Source organism: Tatumella sp. UBA2305 (assembly GCF_002345795.1).
GTDB lineage: Bacteria > Pseudomonadota > Gammaproteobacteria > Enterobacterales > Enterobacteriaceae > Tatumella > Tatumella morbirosei.
Genome location: NZ_DDVT01000015.1, coordinates 589,075 through 606,032 on the forward strand (window position 1 = coordinate 589,075; position 16,958 = coordinate 606,032).

The window sequence follows — 16,958 nt, forward strand, 5'->3', positions numbered from 1 at the left end:
GGAATGCTACTGTCAACGACAATCCAGGCAGAATTACAAACTGTCGGTTAAGCGGTCAACCACAATCCGGCCATGCTGATCACGCTGAGTGACCCGATAATTTGCTGAGTATGAACGACGACAATTCAGTTTGTCAGAAAGATCTACCGTACCTTTATGCTGACCATCTCTTCCGACAATAATCCACTGATTCACTTCTTCCTGACCACGATTTTTGTGCTGTACGCGGTGAGCATGCTTAAGCTGGTCACCTTCTTCAATTTTCAGATAATCTGTTAACATTTTGCTGACTCCCGTTTGACTTCGTCTATCATATTGCGAAACATTTATCCATTCAATCGAATTTGTTAATCGAAAAAACCTTAATTTTTTAAAGGTTATAAAAAATAAAAAATCAGTTTATTCATCCACCTGGCCATTTTTTATCACCTTATGACAGGTAAAATACTGGTGTTTTACCCCAGGATATTTTTATACTGTTACGCACTTTTTTTAGAATTAATGAGTGCGCGATGATCAATACCACTTTCCCCCTTACTGACCTCCACCGGCACCTGGACGGTAATATCCGTGCGCAGACCATTCTTGAACTGGGCAGAGAATTTAATGTAGCCCTGCCGGCCAGTGATCTTTCTTCTCTGCTGCCACATGTACAGGTCATGACGACTGAGCCAGACCTGGTCAGCTTTCTGCAGAAACTGGACTGGGGAGTCAAAGTTCTGGGGTCGCTGGACGCCTGTCGGCGTGTCGCACTGGAAAATGTTGCTGATCTTGCGGCAGCCGGTATTCACTATGCTGAATTGAGATTCTCCCCGGGATATATGGCCATGACACATCAGTTACCTGTTGCCGGAGTTGTGGAAGCCGTGATTGAAGGGGTTCGCCAGGGATGCGGTAAGTACGACGTGAAAGTGAATCTGATTGGTATTATGAGCCGGACTTTTGGTGAGTCTGCCTGCCTGCAGGAGCTGGACGCACTACTGGCACACCGTGATAAGATCACCGCGGTCGATCTGGCCGGTGATGAACTGGGTTTCCCTGGCAGCCAGTTCCTGAGTCATTTCAATAAAGCCCGGGATGCCGGTTTTCGGGTCACCGTCCATGCCGGCGAAGCAGCCGGACCGGAAAGTATCTGGCAGGCTATTCGTGAACTGGGCGCTGAACGTATTGGACATGGTGTTAAAGCTATCGAAGATCCGGCACTGATGGATTATATGGCGGAATACGGGATTGGGATTGAATCCTGCCTGACATCAAATATTCAGACCAGTACCGTGTCATCGTTACAAGCACATCCGCTGAAACGATTTCTGCAACATGGCGTGATGGCCTGTCTGAATACCGATGACCCCGCGGTTCAGGGCATAGAGTTACCTCATGAATACCTGGTTGCCGCCCCTGCCGCCGGACTGACTGCCGATGAAATTCATCAGGCGCAGGAAAACGGTTTGTACATGGCGTTTCTCAGCCAGGCCGAAAAACAGGCCTTACGCCAGAAAGTCAGCGGTTAACCGGAATGACCGGCCGCAGTCACAGTTGACTGTGCTGACTGACTGGCCGGTTTTCAGCCATCCTGGTCGTTTTCCGACCATCAAATTTAATTCTGAGTGCGAAACCCCGCGACAAAAAAACCGGCACGGTTGTTATGCAGGGTCTAATCCCTGATAATACTGCCTTTCAACCCCCATGGCATGACAATGACTGACTATCTATTACTCTTTGTTGGCACAGTTTTAGTAAATAACTTTGTGCTGGTAAAGTTTCTAGGCCTCTGCCCTTTCATGGGTGTTTCCAAAAAGCTGGAAACCGCTATCGGGATGGGTCTGGCAACCACATTTGTAATCACACTAGCTTCCATCTGTGCGTGGCTGGTGAATCACCTTATTCTGGTTCCGCTGGATCTTGTCTATCTGAGAACCATGGCGTATATCCTGGTGATCGCCGTGACGGTTCAGTTTACCGAGATGGTCGTACGCAAAACCAGCCCGTCGCTGTATCGGTTGCTCGGTATCTTCCTGCCACTGATTACCACTAACTGCGCGGTGCTGGGTGTGCCACTACTCAGTGTTAACCTGAAACAGACCTTTCTGCAGGCTGCACTGTTTGGATTCAGCGCCTCGCTCGGGTTCTCTCTGGTCATGGTACTGTTTGCCGGTATCCGCGAACGTCTGGTGTTGGCGAATGTCCCGGCCCCGTTTAAAGGTTCATCCATTGCATTGGTGACTGCAGGCCTGATGGCGCTGGCATTTATGGGCTTTACGGGGCTGGTGAAATTCTGATGACCGCTATCTGGATTGCTATTGTTTCACTAAGTATTCTCGGCCTGGTGTTTGGCGCTCTGCTGGGCTACGCTTCACGCCGTTTTAAAGTTGAAGAAGACCCGATTGTTGAACAAATAGATGAATTACTGCCCCAAAGCCAGTGTGGGCAATGTGGTTACCCGGGCTGCCGTCCTTATGCGGATGCGGTGGGTAATCATGGTGAAATGATCAATAAGTGTGCACCAGGCGGTGAGCAGACCATGCTGAAACTGGCAGCACTGCTGAATGTGGAACCGCAGCCTATTGACGGCGATGAAGAAGCTAAAGCCCCTGAACGCAAGGTTGCCTGGATAGACGAAGCGAACTGTATTGGCTGTACCAAGTGTATTCAGGCCTGTCCGGTAGATGCAATTGTCGGTTCCACCCGGGCGATGCACACGGTGCTGACGGATTTGTGCACAGGCTGTGATTTATGTGTCGCCCCCTGCCCGACGGACTGCATAGAAATGCGCCCCGTGGCAACCACCACCGCTAACTGGAAATGGGATTTAAACACCATTCCTGTCCGTGTTATTCCGGTAGAACATCATGCTTAATCTGTTTTCTCGTTTTCGTAGCGAAAAGATTTGGGACTTCAAAGGGGGCATTCACCCGCCGGAGATGAAAACCCAGTCTAACGGTACCCCGCTGGCAGAACTGCCATTACCGGCACAGTTTATTATTCCGTTGAAGCAACACTTAGGCCAGGAAGGCGAAGTCCTGGTTCAGCCGGGCGATAAAGTGCTGCGTGGTCAGCCGTTGACGTTTGGCCGGGGCCGGATGTTACCGGTCCATGCTCCGACCTCCGGAACAGTGACGGCTATTGCTCCACATATTACCGCTCACCCCTCCGGGCTATCTGAAGCCTGTATTTTTATTCGCCCTGATGGTGAAGATCGATGGATTGAACGTCAGCCAGTAGCAGACTATCAGCAGCATGACCGTCGTGACATTATCCGACTGATCCACGACGCGGGAGTCGCCGGACTGGGTGGCGCCGGGTTCCCGACAGCCACCAAACTGAATGGCGGATTACAGGGGATTAAGACCCTGATTATTAATGCTGCTGAATGCGAACCCTACATTACCGCCGATGACCGGCTGATGCAGGATTATGCCGACGAAATTCTCACCGGATGCCGGATACTCGGCTGGTTGCTTCGTGCAGACCAGGTATTGATTGGTATCGAGGATAACAAACCAGAAGCTATCCGCAGCCTGAAACAGTCGCTGGGAAAAGACACTGACCTGATAGTCCGCGTGATCCCCACCAAGTACCCTTCCGGAGGTGCTAAACAGCTGACCCGGATTCTTACCGGTCTGGAAGTCCCACACGGTGGGCGATCTGCAGATATTGGTGTACTGATGCAGAACGTAGGTACGGCGTTTGCCGTAAAACGGGCGGTCATTGACGGAGAACCCCTGACTGAGCGAGTCGTCACCCTGACCGGTGAAGCCATGGCCCGTCCCCGTAACGTGTGGGGACGCATCGGTACCCCGGTCAGTCATCTGCTTCAACAAGGTGGATTTTCAGCCACTGAGCAGCAACTGGTGATTATGGGAGGGCCACTGATGGGCTTTACCCTGCCATCTCTTGATGTTCCGATGGTGAAAATCACTAACTGTCTGCTGGCACCTTCCGCCTCAGAAATGGGCAATAACGAATCAGAGCAGTCCTGTATCCGGTGCAGTGCCTGTGCCGATGCTTGCCCAGCCGGGTTGTTGCCACAACAACTGTATTGGTTTTGCCAGGGGGGCGATCATGATAAAGCCCGCGCTTATCACCTGAATGACTGCATTGAATGCGGTGCCTGTGCCTATGTCTGCCCCAGTAACATTCCGCTGGTACAGTATTACCGTCAGGAAAAGGCGGAGTTGCAGCAAATTGATCTTGAAGCACAGCGTACCGCTGAAGCTAAAGCTCGTTTTGAAGCCCGCCAGCAGCGTCTGGAACGCGAAAAACAGGCGCGTGAAGCTAAACATGCAGCAGCTAAACGTCGGGTCTCTGCCAGTGAATCGAATGAAATTAGTGCAGCCATAGCCCGGGTAAAAGCCAAATCTGCTGATGCGGGTGAGGCAGTCGAAGTCAAAGCAGGTGCAGTCCCCGACAACAGTGCGGTTATTGCCCAGCGGGAAGCCAGAAAAGCTCAGGCCAGAGCACGCCAGGCGGAGAAAGCCGCTCAGACCGACCCGGTGAGTGAACCGGTACCGGCTGCCGTTGATAGCGAACAGGATCCGCGTAAAGCGGCGGTGGCTGCGGCTATTGCCCGGGCCAAAGCCAAAAAAGCCGCTCAGACCGACCCGGTGAGTGAACCGGTACCGGCTACTGTTGATAACGAACAGGATCCGCGTAAAGCGGCGGTGGCAGCGGCCATTGCCCGGGCTAAAGCCAAAAAAGCCGCCCAGAGTGAATCAGCCAACCAACCGGCTTACCCGGTGACTGAACCCGTTGAAAAACAAGCTCCGGTTATCAGTGAATCAGAGGTCGACCCACGTAAAGCCGCTATCGCTGCGGCTATTGCACGGGCCAAAGCCAAAAAAGCAGGCCAGAATGTCAGCACAATAGTCACTCCGGCAACTCATTCAGAAAAACGACACCCCGCGACGCCTGTGTTGCAGAATACGACATCTGAGGAATAAATGGCTTTTCGTATAGCAAGTTCTCCTTATACCCATAACCGGCGCAGTACCAACCGGATTATGACCCTGGTATTATTGGCAGCCATTCCTGGTCTGGCAGCACAATGGTATTTCTTTGGTTACGGTAACCTGATTCAGGTTGCCCTTGCCGCTCTGACCGCCTGGATAGCGGAAGGCTTAGTATTGCGTCTGCGACGCCAACCGGTGTTACCGGTGCTGGCAGATAATTCCGCCCTACTGACCGCCCTGCTGCTTGGCGTCAGCCTGCCCCCGCTGGCTCCCTGGTGGCTTATTGTACTGGGTACCGCGTTTGCCATTATTATCGCCAAACAACTGTATGGCGGGCTGGGCCAGAACCCCTTTAACCCAGCCATGGTGGGTTATGTCGTATTACTGATTTCGTTTCCTGTTCAGATGACCAGCTGGTTGCCACCCGAGGCCTTGCAATCCGTAAAGCCGGGTTTAGGCGATAGTCTGAGTATGATATTTACGGCCCATACCAGTGGCGGCCTGTCGATGCAGGCCCTGCAAATTGGCGTGGATGGAATCAGCCAGGCAACTCCTTTGGATGGATTTAAAACCGGTCTGCGCGCCGGCCATAGTGCGGCACAGTTACTGGAACAGCCTATTTTTCATGGCATTATCGCCGGGCAAGGCTGGCAGTGGGTCAATGTCGGCTTCCTGGCGGGTGGTCTGTTTATGCTGGCGACCCGGACTATCCGCTGGCAGATCCCGGTGAGTTATCTGGTTGCGCTGGCGTTCTGCGCCTGTCTTGGCTGGTGGTTGTCCCCTGGTAGCCTCGCATCTCCGATGATGCATCTGTTCTCCGGGGGTACCATGCTTGGCGCGTTCTTCATCGCTACCGACCCTATTTCGGCCTCTACCACCGATAAAGGCCGACTAATCTATGGGGCATTAATTGGTCTGCTGACCTGGCTTATCCGGAGTTTCGGTGGTTATCCGGATGGTGTCGCCTTCGCAGTATTGCTGGCAAATATTTGTGTCCCGTTAATTGATTACTACACTCAACCGCGGGTGTATGGCCATCGTAAGGAATAACCGATGCTCGATGCTATCCGAAAAAACGGAGTCACTCTGGCCGTCTTTGCCGCAGTCACCACCGGGATGACCGCTGTGATTAATATGGCGACCAAACCCACGGTTGAACATCAGATGGCGCTGGAACAAAAAGCACTCTTCGACCAGGTCCTTCCGCCGTCGATGTATAATAATAAGCTGCAACAGGAATGTTATGTGGTGCGGGACAAGGCCCTGGGGAATATGGACCCCCACCACCTGTATCTGGCCCGTAAAGATGGAAAACCGGTCGCTGTCGCTCTGGAAACCACCGCGCCGGACGGCTATTCCGGTGCGATTCAAATGCTGGTTGGCGCTGATTTCCACGGCAAAGTGCTCGGTGTACGGGTTGTCGAACAGCACGAAACGCCGGGGCTGGGCGATAAAATTGAATTGCGCATCTCGGACTGGATCACCCATTTTTCCGGGGTGGTGTTACATGGCGCTGATGACAAACACTTTGCGGTTAAAAAAGACGGTGGCGATTTCGACCAGTTTACCGGTGCGACTATAACCCCCCGTGCGGTAGTGAATGCCACAAAACGCACGACCCTGTATATCGAAACACTGCCATCGCAGCTGTCATCGCTGCCTGATTGTGGAGAAACTCAATGAGTGAAGCTAAAAAACTATTGATTGGCGGCTTGTGGAAAAATAACTCCGCACTGGTCCAGTTACTGGGATTATGCCCGCTATTAGCCGTTACGTCGACTGCGACCAATGCGCTGGGGTTGGGGCTGGCAACCACCCTGGTACTGACCATTACTAACAGTGCTATTTCGTTATCCCGACGCTGGATGCCTACGGAAATCCGAATTCCAATTTATGTGATGATCATTGCCTCGGTGGTCAGCTGCGTTCAGATGTTGATTAGTGCCTATGCTCACAGCCTGTATCAGTCACTCGGGATCTTTATCCCGTTGATTGTGACTAACTGTATTGTGGTGGGCCGTGCAGAAGCCGTTGCCTCCAAATCTAATCTGGCGCTCTCTGCACTGGATGGCTTCTCTATCGGGATGGGGGCGACCTGTGCCATGGTAACGCTGGGATCTATCCGCGAAATTATCGGTAATGGCACCATTTTTAACGGTGCCGATCAGTTGCTTGGCCCCTGGGCCAAAGTATTACGGATTCAGGTGTTCCACTTTGATTCTCCAATGTTACTGGCCATGTTGCCACCGGGTGCCTTTATCGGCCTCGGTATGCTGCTGGCTCTGAAATATCTTATTGATCAACGCACCCGGCAACACGCGGAGCGCAAGGCCGCTGCCGCAGCCAATGCTGCCTCTGCCTTGCCACAGAGTGCTTCGGCCGCTTCTGCGCCTCTGCCAGCCGGAAAAGTGTCGTGAATAAAGAGAAACGTTATCAGATTCTAAGCCGGTTACGGGCGAATAACCCGCACCCGACCACTGAACTCAACTTCTCTTCTCCGTTTGAACTACTGATAGCCGTTCTGTTGTCAGCTCAGGCAACAGATGTCAGTGTCAACAAAGCGACAGTGGGTCTGTTTTCGAAAGCACCGACACCAGAAAAAATGCTCGAGCTTGGTGAAGAGGGTGTTCGTGAATGTATAAAAACCATCGGCCTGTTTAACAGCAAGGCTGCGAATGTCATCAGGACCTGCCAGATCCTTGTCAGCAAGCATTTAAGTCAGGTTCCGGAAAATCGTGAAGCTTTAGAAGCGTTGCCTGGTGTTGGCAGAAAAACGGCTAATGTGGTCCTGAATACTGCTTTTGGCTGGCCAACCATTGCAGTGGATACTCATATTTTTCGGGTATCAAACCGGACTGGTTTCGCCCCCGGCAAAAATGTTGACCTGGTTGAGCAAAAATTACTCAAGGTTGTTCCTGCAGAATTCAAAGTTGACTGTCACCACTGGTTAATTTTACACGGACGTTACACCTGCATTGCCCGCAAGCCCCGCTGCGGTTCCTGTCTGATAGAAGATTTGTGCGAATACCGCGAAAAAACTGATTAATCCCACCAAAAAACTGATTTTATTTCTGCCTTTTAGCACAGATGCATAATCCGGCGCATCTGTGTTTATTTCAAAGTTAAATCATAGAGTTGCACAGCCACTTAATTTTAGTCGTAAACTATCAGAGATTTTTATGGCTATTTTTTCAGCGGCGGGTTGACCTTATATGCTACGAACAAACATTCCTTATATCCTGCCAACTATCGGTTTAATAACCTTTAAAACCAGATAAACAACAGTAACATAGTGTCAACGACTAAATTAATTGCATTGCATAGCAATTTAATTCAAATACCCTGTGATTGCATTCACTGCCAACATTCATTATTCTTTAAAACAGGCAGTGAGATTTTTTCGATATATAATCATACACATCACATCATTAACAAATTTAAAATCTGCATAATGCATCCCGCCACCTATTTTATGGTGTCAATGTTATTTTGTTTTTGTTGTCTGCTTTTGTCGTCCCGCAGCCTGAAAAAAATGACGATCATGCGCAACCAGACGCATGGCACACACTTAATTCCTGCCGTAAAACAGGGTAAAAAGCACAGAGGTACAAGTGTCTACTGCAAACAATCCGGAAAACCAGCCCAGCCTGAATGCCTTCAGGCAGCCGAAAGCCTTCTATCTGATCTTCACCATCGAACTCTGGGAGCGTTTCGGTTATTACGGTTTACAGGCTATTATGGCCGTCTACCTGGTCAGACAACTGGGTATGTCAGAAGCTGAGTCTGTCACCCTGTTCTCTTCATTTAGCGCCATGGTCTATGGTCTTATCTCCATTGGTGGCTGGCTCGGCGATAAAGTTCTGGGGACTAAGCGGGTGATTACCCTCGGTACCATTGTTCTGGCGCTGGGCTATGCGATGATTGCTTACTCAGGTCACAATGTCAGCATGGTCTATATTGGCATGGCAACCATTGCCGTCGGCAGCGGTCTGTTTAAAGCCAACCCTTCCTCGCTGTTATCAACCTGCTACAAGAAAGATGATCCGCGTCTGGATGGTGCTTTCACCATGTTCTATATGTCGATTAACATCGGCTCACTATTCTCTATGATGCTCACTCCCTGGCTTGCCAGCAAATACGGATGGAGTGTTGCTTTTTCACTGTCGGTTGTCGGACTGGTCTTTACCCTTATCAATTTCCTGAGTTTGCAATCCGTGGTTAAGCAACAGGGATCTGCGGCTGACTTCCGTCCTTTGCATTTAGGTAAACTGCTGGCCACCCTGGTCGGTATTGTGGTACTGGTCGCTGTTGCCACCTGGTTACTGCACCATCAGCACATTGCCCGTATCGCGTTAGGGGTAATCGCTATTGCGATTGTGCTGCTGTTCGCCAAAGAAACCTTCGCGTTGCAGGGTGCAGCACGCCGCAAAATGATCGTTGCCTTTATCCTGATGCTTGAAGCCGTGGTGTTTTTTGTTCTGTATATGCAGATGCCAACCTCGCTGAATTTCTTTGCTATCCGTAACGTTGAGCATCAAATTTTTGGCATTACTTTTGAACCCGAGCAATTCCAGGCCCTGAATCCTTTCTGGATTATGGTTGCCAGCCCGTTACTGGCCATGCTGTATAACAAAATGGGTGACCGGCTGCCCATGCCATTTAAATTTTCTATCGGCATGCTGCTGTGTTCAGCAGCGTTTTTGGTGCTGCCACTGGGTGCAATGTATGCTAACCAGCAAGGTATTGTTTCCATCAACTGGCTGATTTTAAGCTATGCGTTGCAAAGTGTCGGTGAGCTGATGATCTCCGGGCTGGGTCTGGCGATGGTAGCCCAACTGGTCCCTCAACGACTGATGGGTTTTATCATGGGCTCCTGGTTTCTGACTACCGCAGGTGCCGCAGTGATTGCCGGAAAAATTGCTGCGCTGATGGCAGTCCCGGATAATGTGACTGACCCGCTGATGTCGTTGCATGTCTATGGGCATGTATTTAAACAAATTGGGATCAGCACGCTGGTGATTGCCGTTATTATGCTACTTTCAGCGCCACTACTGAACAAAATGACCCGCGATTAATTCGCAGACATGATAAAAATCCCCGCCAGTTCACTGACGGGGATTTTTTTGTGCGGTGACCGACAGGATTCATGGCCGGAGATAGTCAGCCACGGTCCTGGCCAACCAGTCCATAAACACCCTGACCCTGCGCGGCACATTGCGCCTGTCAGGATAAAGCAAAGAGACCGGCATCGGCCTTGCCGGCAGCCCGGGCAAAATCTCCTGTAATTGCCCGCTCAGTATCAGTGGCCTGACGCCACTGGCGGGCACCTGAATAATCCCTAACCCTGCCAGGCAGGCGGTACGGTAAGTCTCCGTACTGTTGACTGTGACAGCACCTCCTACCGGATAATAGTGACTCTGTTTACCATCAAAATATTCGAATCCCTGTGAGGGCTGACCCAGATGCTGACTATAATGCACCATCGCGTGCTGAGACAGATCTTCTGAATGTTCCGGGACTCCAAAACGCGCCAGATAATCAGGGCTTGCACAGTTAATCATCTGATGCACCCCAAGCGGCCTCACTATCATCCCGGAGTCTTTAAGTTCTCCGGCTCTGATTACGCAGTCGAATCCTTCACCGACAATATCGACCTGGCGATCACTGCTGCTGAGTTCGATCTCTACCCCGGGGTATTGCTGCAGGAATTCCGGCAGTCTCGGCAGGATAAACCCGGTCGCCATCGCCACTGACATATCGACCCGCAGTTTGCCGCTGAGTGTTGCCGGCTCCATTTGAAACAGACTGTCCATATCATCAAGCATCGACAATAGCTCAATACAGCGTTCGTAACAGACCAGTCCGTCGTAGGTCAGTTGAACCTGACGCGTGGTTCGATGCAACAAACGAGTGCCCATCTGGTTTTCAAGAGCCTGTAACTGCCGTGAGACACTGGCTTTAGGCAACCCCAGGCTTTCGGCAGCCCGGGTGAAACTCCCCATCTCTGCGACCCGGACAAATACCTGCATTGCCTGAATTTTATCCACGCCCTCTCCTGATTGTTGTCATAAACGAAACACTGATATCCGTTATAGCCGGTTTATTGTTTTATTATTAACTAATATCCTCATTGACGTCTTGTTATTTCATCAGTGGAGTTACTATGAGCCAGAAAATTGCATTAATTACCGGTGGAAATCGTGGTCTGGGTAAAAATGGAGCCTTAAAACTCGCCGCCCGTGGCATAGATATCATTTTTACCTGGCGCAGCCATCCTGAAGAAGCTCAGGCAGTGGTGAAAGAAATTGAAGCTCTGGGGGCCCGTGCAGCCGCATTACAACTCGATATCGGGGACAGTTCGCAGTTTGAAGTTTTTACCCAGCAGGTCGCAACATTACTGAAACAGCAGTGGCACCGTGACAGTTTTGATTATTTAGTAAACAATGCCGGGCATGGGCATTACAAACTGTTCAGTGAGACAACAGAACAGGAGTTCGATGCACTGGTGAACGTACACTTTAAAGGTCCCTATTTTCTGACCCAGCGATTACTGCCACTGATTAGCGATGGCGGCAGGATTCTGAATATCTCCAGCGGGCTCACCCGAATGACCTATCCGGGTTCTTCCACTTATGCGGCCATGAAAGGTGCAATGGAGGTACTGACCCGCTACCAGGCAAAAGAACTGGGTGAGCGCCGTATTCGGGTTAATATTCTGGCTCCGGGTGCTATAGAGACTGATTTTGGTGGCGGACGGGTTCGCGATACCCGTGAAATTAACGATACCATTGCTTCACTGACCGCATTAGGCCGGGTGGGTTTACCGGATGATATCGGCGATGCCATCAGTGCCATCCTGAGTGATGAAACCGGGTGGATCACCGCACAACGTATTGAAGCCTCCGGCGGCCAGGCGTTATAAGCAGCTGGTTCAGCTGAGTGTCCCGGAGCTGTTTCAAACGCTGTCACATGGTCCGGAAATCGAAGAGTCATTTTTGCCGGATAACCACCCTGAGGGCAGGCTATCCGGCAATTGAAAAGAGTTAACTGAGGCGTTCTGCGGCAAAATGATGTTCAGGATGAGCGATCTGATCCTGAGCCGCTACCAGTTGCAACTCATATTCACCCATCTGATGGGTTTTAATCATCACTTCATAAACAGCCGCAGTGACATGCTCAAGAGCATCCTGCAGTGATTTTCCGTACAGCAGGTCCACCAGCAATAACCCACTGGTTAAATCACCGACACCCACCGGCTGACGGACGCCAAAATCGACCAACGGACGGCTGATATGCCAGGCTTCTTCGGCAGTCACCAGCAACATTTCAAATTGATCGCTCCGTCTGCCTGCACGCGACAGATGCTTCACCAGAACAATCCGCGGGCCACTGGCTATCAGTTGACGACTGGCATCGACACACTCATCAATATTACTAAGCTGACGCTCACTGAGCATTTCCAGTTCCAGCAGATTAGGCGCAATGATATCGCTGGCAGGCAGTGCCGACTTGCAATGGAATTCCGCTACTCCCGGCGCCACAATACAGCCCTTCTCCGGATGTCCCATCACCGGGTCGCAAAAATACCAGGCCTGTGGGTTGGCTTCTTTTACCTGTCGAACGATCTCAAGGATTTTTTCTCCCTGTTCCGCAGACCCCAGATAGCCACTCAGCACCGCATCACAGGTTTTTAGCCGATCAATTTCTGCAATCCCTTTAACGATATCGGTCAGGTGTTCTGCCGGCATTACAGTACCGGTCCAGTGTCCGTACTGGGTATGGTTAGAAAACTGGACGGTATTAAGTGGCCAGACATTGGCCCCCATTCGCCGCATCGGAAATTCAGCGGCGGCATTACCTGCATGTCCGTAAACGACATGAGATTGTATTGCGAGAATATTTTTCATTATTGAGCGACATCTTTGCTGTTATCTGAACCAAAAAAAAGGCCGGAGACCGGCCTTTTCATCTGTTGTTTATTGCCAGTTAATCAGGCAGTAATGCTTTTTACCACGACGCAACACGGTATAACGGCCAAACAGCTTATCCGCATCACTGAACTGATATTCAGCATTCGATTGTTTTTCACCGTTAATCGAAACCGCATTCGAAGAGATTAAAGTACGTGCCTGACCACGGGAAGGTACCAGTTCTGCCGCCACCAGGGCTTGTTGCAGATCATCCCCTTGTGAAAGAGTGACGGTCGGCATACCATCCTGCGCCAGTTGAGCGAAGTCTTCCCCGGTCAGCGAACTCAGTGCGCCAGAGAACAGGCTCTCTGTAATACGTCTTGCTGCCGCCAGACCTTGTTCACCATGCACCAGTTTTGTGACCTGTTCAGCCAACACATACTGCGCACGAGGGGCTTTACCACTTTGCTGGTCTTCTTCCTGCAGTGCATTGATTTCATCAATACTCATAAAGGTGAAAAACTTCAGGAAGCGATAAACATCAGCGTCTGCCGTATTAATCCAGAACTGATAAAATTTATACGGGCTGGTTTTTTTCGCATCCAGCCAGACAGCTCCACCTTCGGTTTTACCGAATTTGGTACCATCCGACTTGGTAATTAACGGCACAGTCAGGCCGAACACCTGGTTCTGATGCAAACGGCGGGTCAGGTCGATACCTGAGGTAATATTTCCCCATTGGTCAGAGCCACCAATCTGCAGACAAACATCGTGTAATTTGTTCAGACAGGCAAAATCATAACCCTGTAACAGGTTATAAGAGAATTCGGTAAACGAGATCCCCTGATCATCACGGTTCAGACGTTGTTTGACCGCTTCTTTATTAATCATCTGATTAACTGAGAAATGCTTACCAATATCCCGCAGGAAGGTCAGCACATTCATGCTGCCAAACCAGTCATAGTTGTTCGCCGCTATAGCACTGTTATCACCGCAGTCAAAGTCCAGGAACGGAGATACCTGATGACGAATTTTTTCTACCCATTCACCGACCGTTTCTGACGTGTTCAGCTTACGCTCACTGGCTTTGAAGCTCGGGTCCCCAATCAACCCTGTAGCCCCACCCACCAGTGCGACCGGTTTATGGCCAGCATCCTGAAAACGTTTCAGGCAAAGTAACGGTACCAGATGGCCCAGATGGAGGCTGTCTGCGGTAGGATCAAAGCCGCAATACAGTGCAACAGGACCTTTGGCCAGTCGCTCTGATAACGCCTCTTCATCCGTTACCTGGGCGATCAGGCCCCTTTCCTGCAATTGTTGTATCAGGTTACTGCTGGTCATTAACGACTCCAAATTGAACAGACTGCACCTTCGCTGGTACACAGCTTTTCGCCAACGGCGAAAAAAATAAGGTGCATAGAATAAAACGCACGAGCCAACTGTTCCAGTAGAGAAACAGGTTATTTCACAAAATCAGGGTGCCAGGCGATCGATTTTCCAGCAGTCATCCTGTAACTGGTAGATAAAACGATCATGCAGACGGCGGGCTCCACCCTGCCAGAATTCCATAGTATGAAATCTGACCCGGTAACCTCCCCAGAAATCCGGTAACGGAACTTCACCGCGCATAAATTTCTGACTAATTTCCAGGAATTTCCCTTCAAGAATGCCACGTGCTGAAATCCGGCTCGACTGTTTCGAGACCCAGGCTCCAATCTGGCTGTCACGGGGACGGCTGTGAAAATATTTAATCACTTCCCCTGGACTGAGTTTTTCGGCCTCTCCCAGCACCATCACCTGCCGTTCCAGCATATGCCACGGGAAATGCAATGAGATTTTGGGATTGTTGGCCAGGTGCTGCGCCTTGCGACTGCCAAGATTGGTGTAAAAGATCATACTGTTATCGTCGTATTGCTTCAGCAATACAATTCGCTGATACGGCTGTCCCAGCTCATCGACCGTTGCAACGCACATCGCGGTCGGATCAGGCAATCTGGCTTCACACGCCTGATTCAGCCATTGACCGAACAACGCCATAGGATGTTCCGGTAAATCCTTACGCCGTAGTCCACCCCGGGTATATTCCCGACGCAGATCGGCTATATTTTGTAAAACGTCATTCTCATTCGCCATTTTTTCAGACTCATTAACCCGACAAACCATACTTCTGATAACCGTCGCCGCCCTGTGATTCAGGTCATTGCGGCTACGGGCCTGACTACTTACTGGCTGCCAGATTCGCAGGGAATACGGCTCCCAGCGTAGTAAAATCTCGTGCTCCGGTCACAGCGGGTAAGTTACCAGGTAATCCTGACAAGGTCCGGAATGCCAGCCAGGCAAACGCCAGTGCTTCCATATCGTCACTGCTGATACCCGCATCGTCAGTTTTACCCACTTCAGTACCCGGTAACAGAGCCGAAATGCGTTGCATTAATTCAACGTTATGATTGCCGCCGCCACAGACCAGCAAGCGATCACAGTTACCATTCAGTTGAATCTGCTGCACAATGCTGACCGCCGTGAGTTCCAGCAATGTTGCCTGAATATCCCGGGCTGCCAGACCCGGAAACTGCATCAGCTGTTTTTCTATCCAGGAGAGATTAAAATATTCCCGGCCGGTACTTTTCGGTGTTGGCAAAGCAAACCAGGGATCATCCAACATCTGCTTCAACAATACAGGAATCACCTGCCCGCTTTTCGCCCAGCGCCCGTCTCTGTCGAACCGTTGTTGCCGGTTGCGCCATACCCAGGCATCCATCAGAATATTTCCCGGTCCGGTATCAAAACCACGAATTGTCTGACCAGGAAACAGCAGTGACAGATTAGCAATTCCACCAATATTCAGGACTATCCGTCGCTCCCCGGGATGCATCAGTATCGCCCGGTGAAACGCCGGAACCAGCGGCGCTCCCTGGCCCCCCAGTGCCATATCACGGCGACGGAAATCGCCGACCACAGTGACCCCTGTGCGGGCAGCAATCTGGTTATTATCGCCAAGTTGCATACTGAAGGGAGCATCACTGTCCGGCTCATGCCATACCGTTTGTCCATGGCAGCCAATTCCGACAATATCCCGGGCTGTCAGTGACTCCCTGCGCATCAAAGTTTCTATCGCTTCACTGAATAAGCATCCCAGCCGTGAATCAAGACGACCAAGTTGTGACAACGTCACTGGCTGTCCCTGACACACATCCAGTATTTGCTGTCTTATGTCGAGTGGCATCGGATGACAATAGCTGGCTTGCTGCGCCACGATGTGTTCATCTATAGCCGCCAGTACCACATCCACCCCGTCAAGGCTGGTGCCTGACATCACTCCGATATAGCGTCCCGACTTCATGTTGACCTCAATTTTGCGGCTTCGCAGACTGTCAGTAGTCTGACTCAGTGGCTAATACTATGAACAGGATAACAATTGATCATCAATTAATTGAATACATTTTATGGCTGATTGAATTATCGTTTATCCCTGCAGTCCCACAATCGCATTTAGGTTATTGCAATAATCGCCTCGATATGCACAATTTGCTTTATAATAGGATAATAACGTTGTCAAGAGTGCGCACATCGCGCCGATTTTGAAAGGAGTTTCTGATGATTAAACGTTTAACTGCTGTCGCTGCAATCGCGCTGGCTTTGACTGGATGTGTTAATAACAATGACCTGTCGGGCGATACATACAGCGCCAGCGAAGCCAAACAAATCCAGAGCGTTTCTTACGGGACCCTGGTCTCTGTCCGCCCGGTAAAAATCCAGGGCGATGATGAGAATAGTGCCATTGGCGCTATCGGTGGTGCCGTACTCGGTGGTTTTCTCGGGAATACTGTTGGTGGTGGCGCGGGACGTAGCCTGGCCACTGCCGGTGGTGCAGTCCTGGGTGGCCTGGCCGGTCAACAGGTTCAGAGTGGCATGAACACCTCACAGGGTGTTGAGCTGGAAATCCGTAAAGATGATGGCAACACTATTATGGTCGTTCAGAAACAAGCCGCAACCCGTTATTCTGTCGGTATGCGTGTGGCCATCGCCAGCAATGGCAGCCAGGTGACTGTTTCTCCACGCTGATCATCCGTTAGTAAAAAAACCCGTCCTGAGACGGGTT

General features: G+C 50.7%; 17 protein-coding genes. 11 read left to right on the forward strand and 6 right to left on the reverse strand.

Annotated elements, in window-relative coordinates:
• Positions 1–33: 33 nt before the first annotated feature.
• The gene (locus B3Z23_RS09105; RefSeq protein WP_038020565.1) at positions 34–282 is read right to left on the reverse strand and encodes a hypothetical protein; all 249 of its coding nucleotides are present in this window, start codon (positions 280–282) and stop codon (positions 34–36) included.
• A gap of 230 nt (positions 283–512) precedes the next feature.
• On the opposite strand from B3Z23_RS09105, the gene add reads away from it, so the two are divergent.
• The 9 genes from add (at position 513) to dtpA (ending at position 10,024) form a co-directional block, all read left to right on the forward strand.
• Entirely contained in the window at positions 513–1,511 is a 999-nt protein-coding gene (gene add, locus B3Z23_RS09110; RefSeq protein WP_294907113.1) for an adenosine deaminase, read from the forward strand.
• A gap of 186 nt (positions 1,512–1,697) precedes the next feature.
• Positions 1,698–2,279, forward strand: a complete 582-nt coding sequence (gene rsxA, locus B3Z23_RS09115) for an electron transport complex subunit RsxA (protein WP_038020563.1) — start codon at positions 1,698–1,700, stop codon at positions 2,277–2,279.
• Positions 2,279–2,857 carry an electron transport complex subunit RsxB gene (rsxB, locus tag B3Z23_RS09120; RefSeq protein ID WP_038020562.1) on the forward strand — a complete coding sequence of 193 codons (579 nt, stop codon included), beginning with the start codon at positions 2,279–2,281 and terminating at the stop codon, positions 2,855–2,857. Before rsxA ends, rsxB begins: the two co-directional genes overlap by 1 nt.
• On the forward strand, positions 2,850–4,940 hold the full coding sequence (rsxC, locus tag B3Z23_RS09125) for an electron transport complex subunit RsxC (protein ID WP_294907118.1): 2,091 nt from the start codon (positions 2,850–2,852) through the stop codon (positions 4,938–4,940). Before rsxB ends, rsxC begins: the two co-directional genes overlap by 8 nt.
• Positions 4,941–5,999 (forward strand): electron transport complex subunit RsxD, encoded by a 1,059-nt coding sequence (gene rsxD / locus B3Z23_RS09130; RefSeq protein WP_294907121.1) that lies wholly within the window; start codon positions 4,941–4,943, stop codon positions 5,997–5,999.
• Between the two features lie 3 nt (positions 6,000–6,002).
• Entirely contained in the window at positions 6,003–6,632 is a 630-nt protein-coding gene (gene rsxG, locus B3Z23_RS09135; protein WP_038020560.1) for an electron transport complex subunit RsxG, read from the forward strand.
• A complete protein-coding gene (locus B3Z23_RS09140) occupies positions 6,629–7,366 on the forward strand; it encodes an electron transport complex subunit E (RefSeq protein WP_294907125.1) in 738 nt (245 codons plus the stop codon). Before rsxG ends, B3Z23_RS09140 begins: the two co-directional genes overlap by 4 nt.
• The gene (gene nth / locus B3Z23_RS09145; protein WP_038020558.1) at positions 7,363–7,995 is read left to right on the forward strand and encodes an endonuclease III; all 633 of its coding nucleotides are present in this window, start codon (positions 7,363–7,365) and stop codon (positions 7,993–7,995) included. The genes B3Z23_RS09140 and nth overlap by 4 nt, the downstream gene beginning before the upstream one ends.
• 565 nt (positions 7,996–8,560) lie before the next feature.
• Positions 8,561–10,024: a dipeptide/tripeptide permease DtpA gene (dtpA, locus tag B3Z23_RS09150; protein WP_294907130.1), complete on the forward strand. Its 1,464-nt coding sequence runs from the start codon at positions 8,561–8,563 to the stop codon at positions 10,022–10,024.
• A 69-nt stretch (positions 10,025–10,093) separates the two neighbouring features.
• Here the strand turns inward: dtpA and B3Z23_RS09155 are convergent, their stop codons facing one another.
• Positions 10,094–10,996 carry a LysR family transcriptional regulator gene (locus tag B3Z23_RS09155; protein ID WP_294907133.1) on the reverse strand — a complete coding sequence of 301 codons (903 nt, stop codon included), beginning with the start codon at positions 10,994–10,996 and terminating at the stop codon, positions 10,094–10,096.
• 116 nt (positions 10,997–11,112) lie between these two features.
• On the opposite strand from B3Z23_RS09155, the gene B3Z23_RS09160 reads away from it, so the two are divergent.
• On the forward strand, positions 11,113–11,871 hold the full coding sequence (locus B3Z23_RS09160) for an SDR family NAD(P)-dependent oxidoreductase (protein ID WP_294907136.1): 759 nt from the start codon (positions 11,113–11,115) through the stop codon (positions 11,869–11,871).
• A gap of 121 nt (positions 11,872–11,992) precedes the next feature.
• On the opposite strand, the gene pdxY is transcribed toward B3Z23_RS09160, so the two are convergent.
• The 4 genes from pdxY to anmK all read right to left on the reverse strand — a co-directional run bounded on the left by pdxY (position 11,993) and on the right by anmK (position 16,199).
• A complete protein-coding gene (pdxY, locus tag B3Z23_RS09165) occupies positions 11,993–12,856 on the reverse strand; it encodes a pyridoxal kinase PdxY (protein ID WP_294907138.1) in 864 nt (287 codons plus the stop codon).
• A gap of 69 nt (positions 12,857–12,925) precedes the next feature.
• Positions 12,926–14,200 carry a tyrosine--tRNA ligase gene (tyrS, locus tag B3Z23_RS09170; RefSeq protein ID WP_294907141.1) on the reverse strand — a complete coding sequence of 425 codons (1,275 nt, stop codon included), beginning with the start codon at positions 14,198–14,200 and terminating at the stop codon, positions 12,926–12,928.
• A 132-nt stretch (positions 14,201–14,332) separates the two neighbouring features.
• Complete coding sequence (pdxH, locus tag B3Z23_RS09175; protein WP_294907146.1) at positions 14,333–14,992, reverse strand: pyridoxamine 5'-phosphate oxidase; 660 nt, start codon at positions 14,990–14,992, stop codon at positions 14,333–14,335.
• An 85-nt stretch (positions 14,993–15,077) separates the two neighbouring features.
• Positions 15,078–16,199: an anhydro-N-acetylmuramic acid kinase gene (anmK, locus tag B3Z23_RS09180; protein ID WP_294907149.1), complete on the reverse strand. Its 1,122-nt coding sequence runs from the start codon at positions 16,197–16,199 to the stop codon at positions 15,078–15,080.
• 254 nt (positions 16,200–16,453) lie between these two features.
• Between anmK and B3Z23_RS09185 the strand changes: the two genes are divergently transcribed.
• Positions 16,454–16,921 (forward strand): glycine zipper 2TM domain-containing protein, encoded by a 468-nt coding sequence (locus B3Z23_RS09185; RefSeq protein WP_294907153.1) that lies wholly within the window; start codon positions 16,454–16,456, stop codon positions 16,919–16,921.
• Positions 16,922–16,958: the final 37 nt, after the last annotated feature.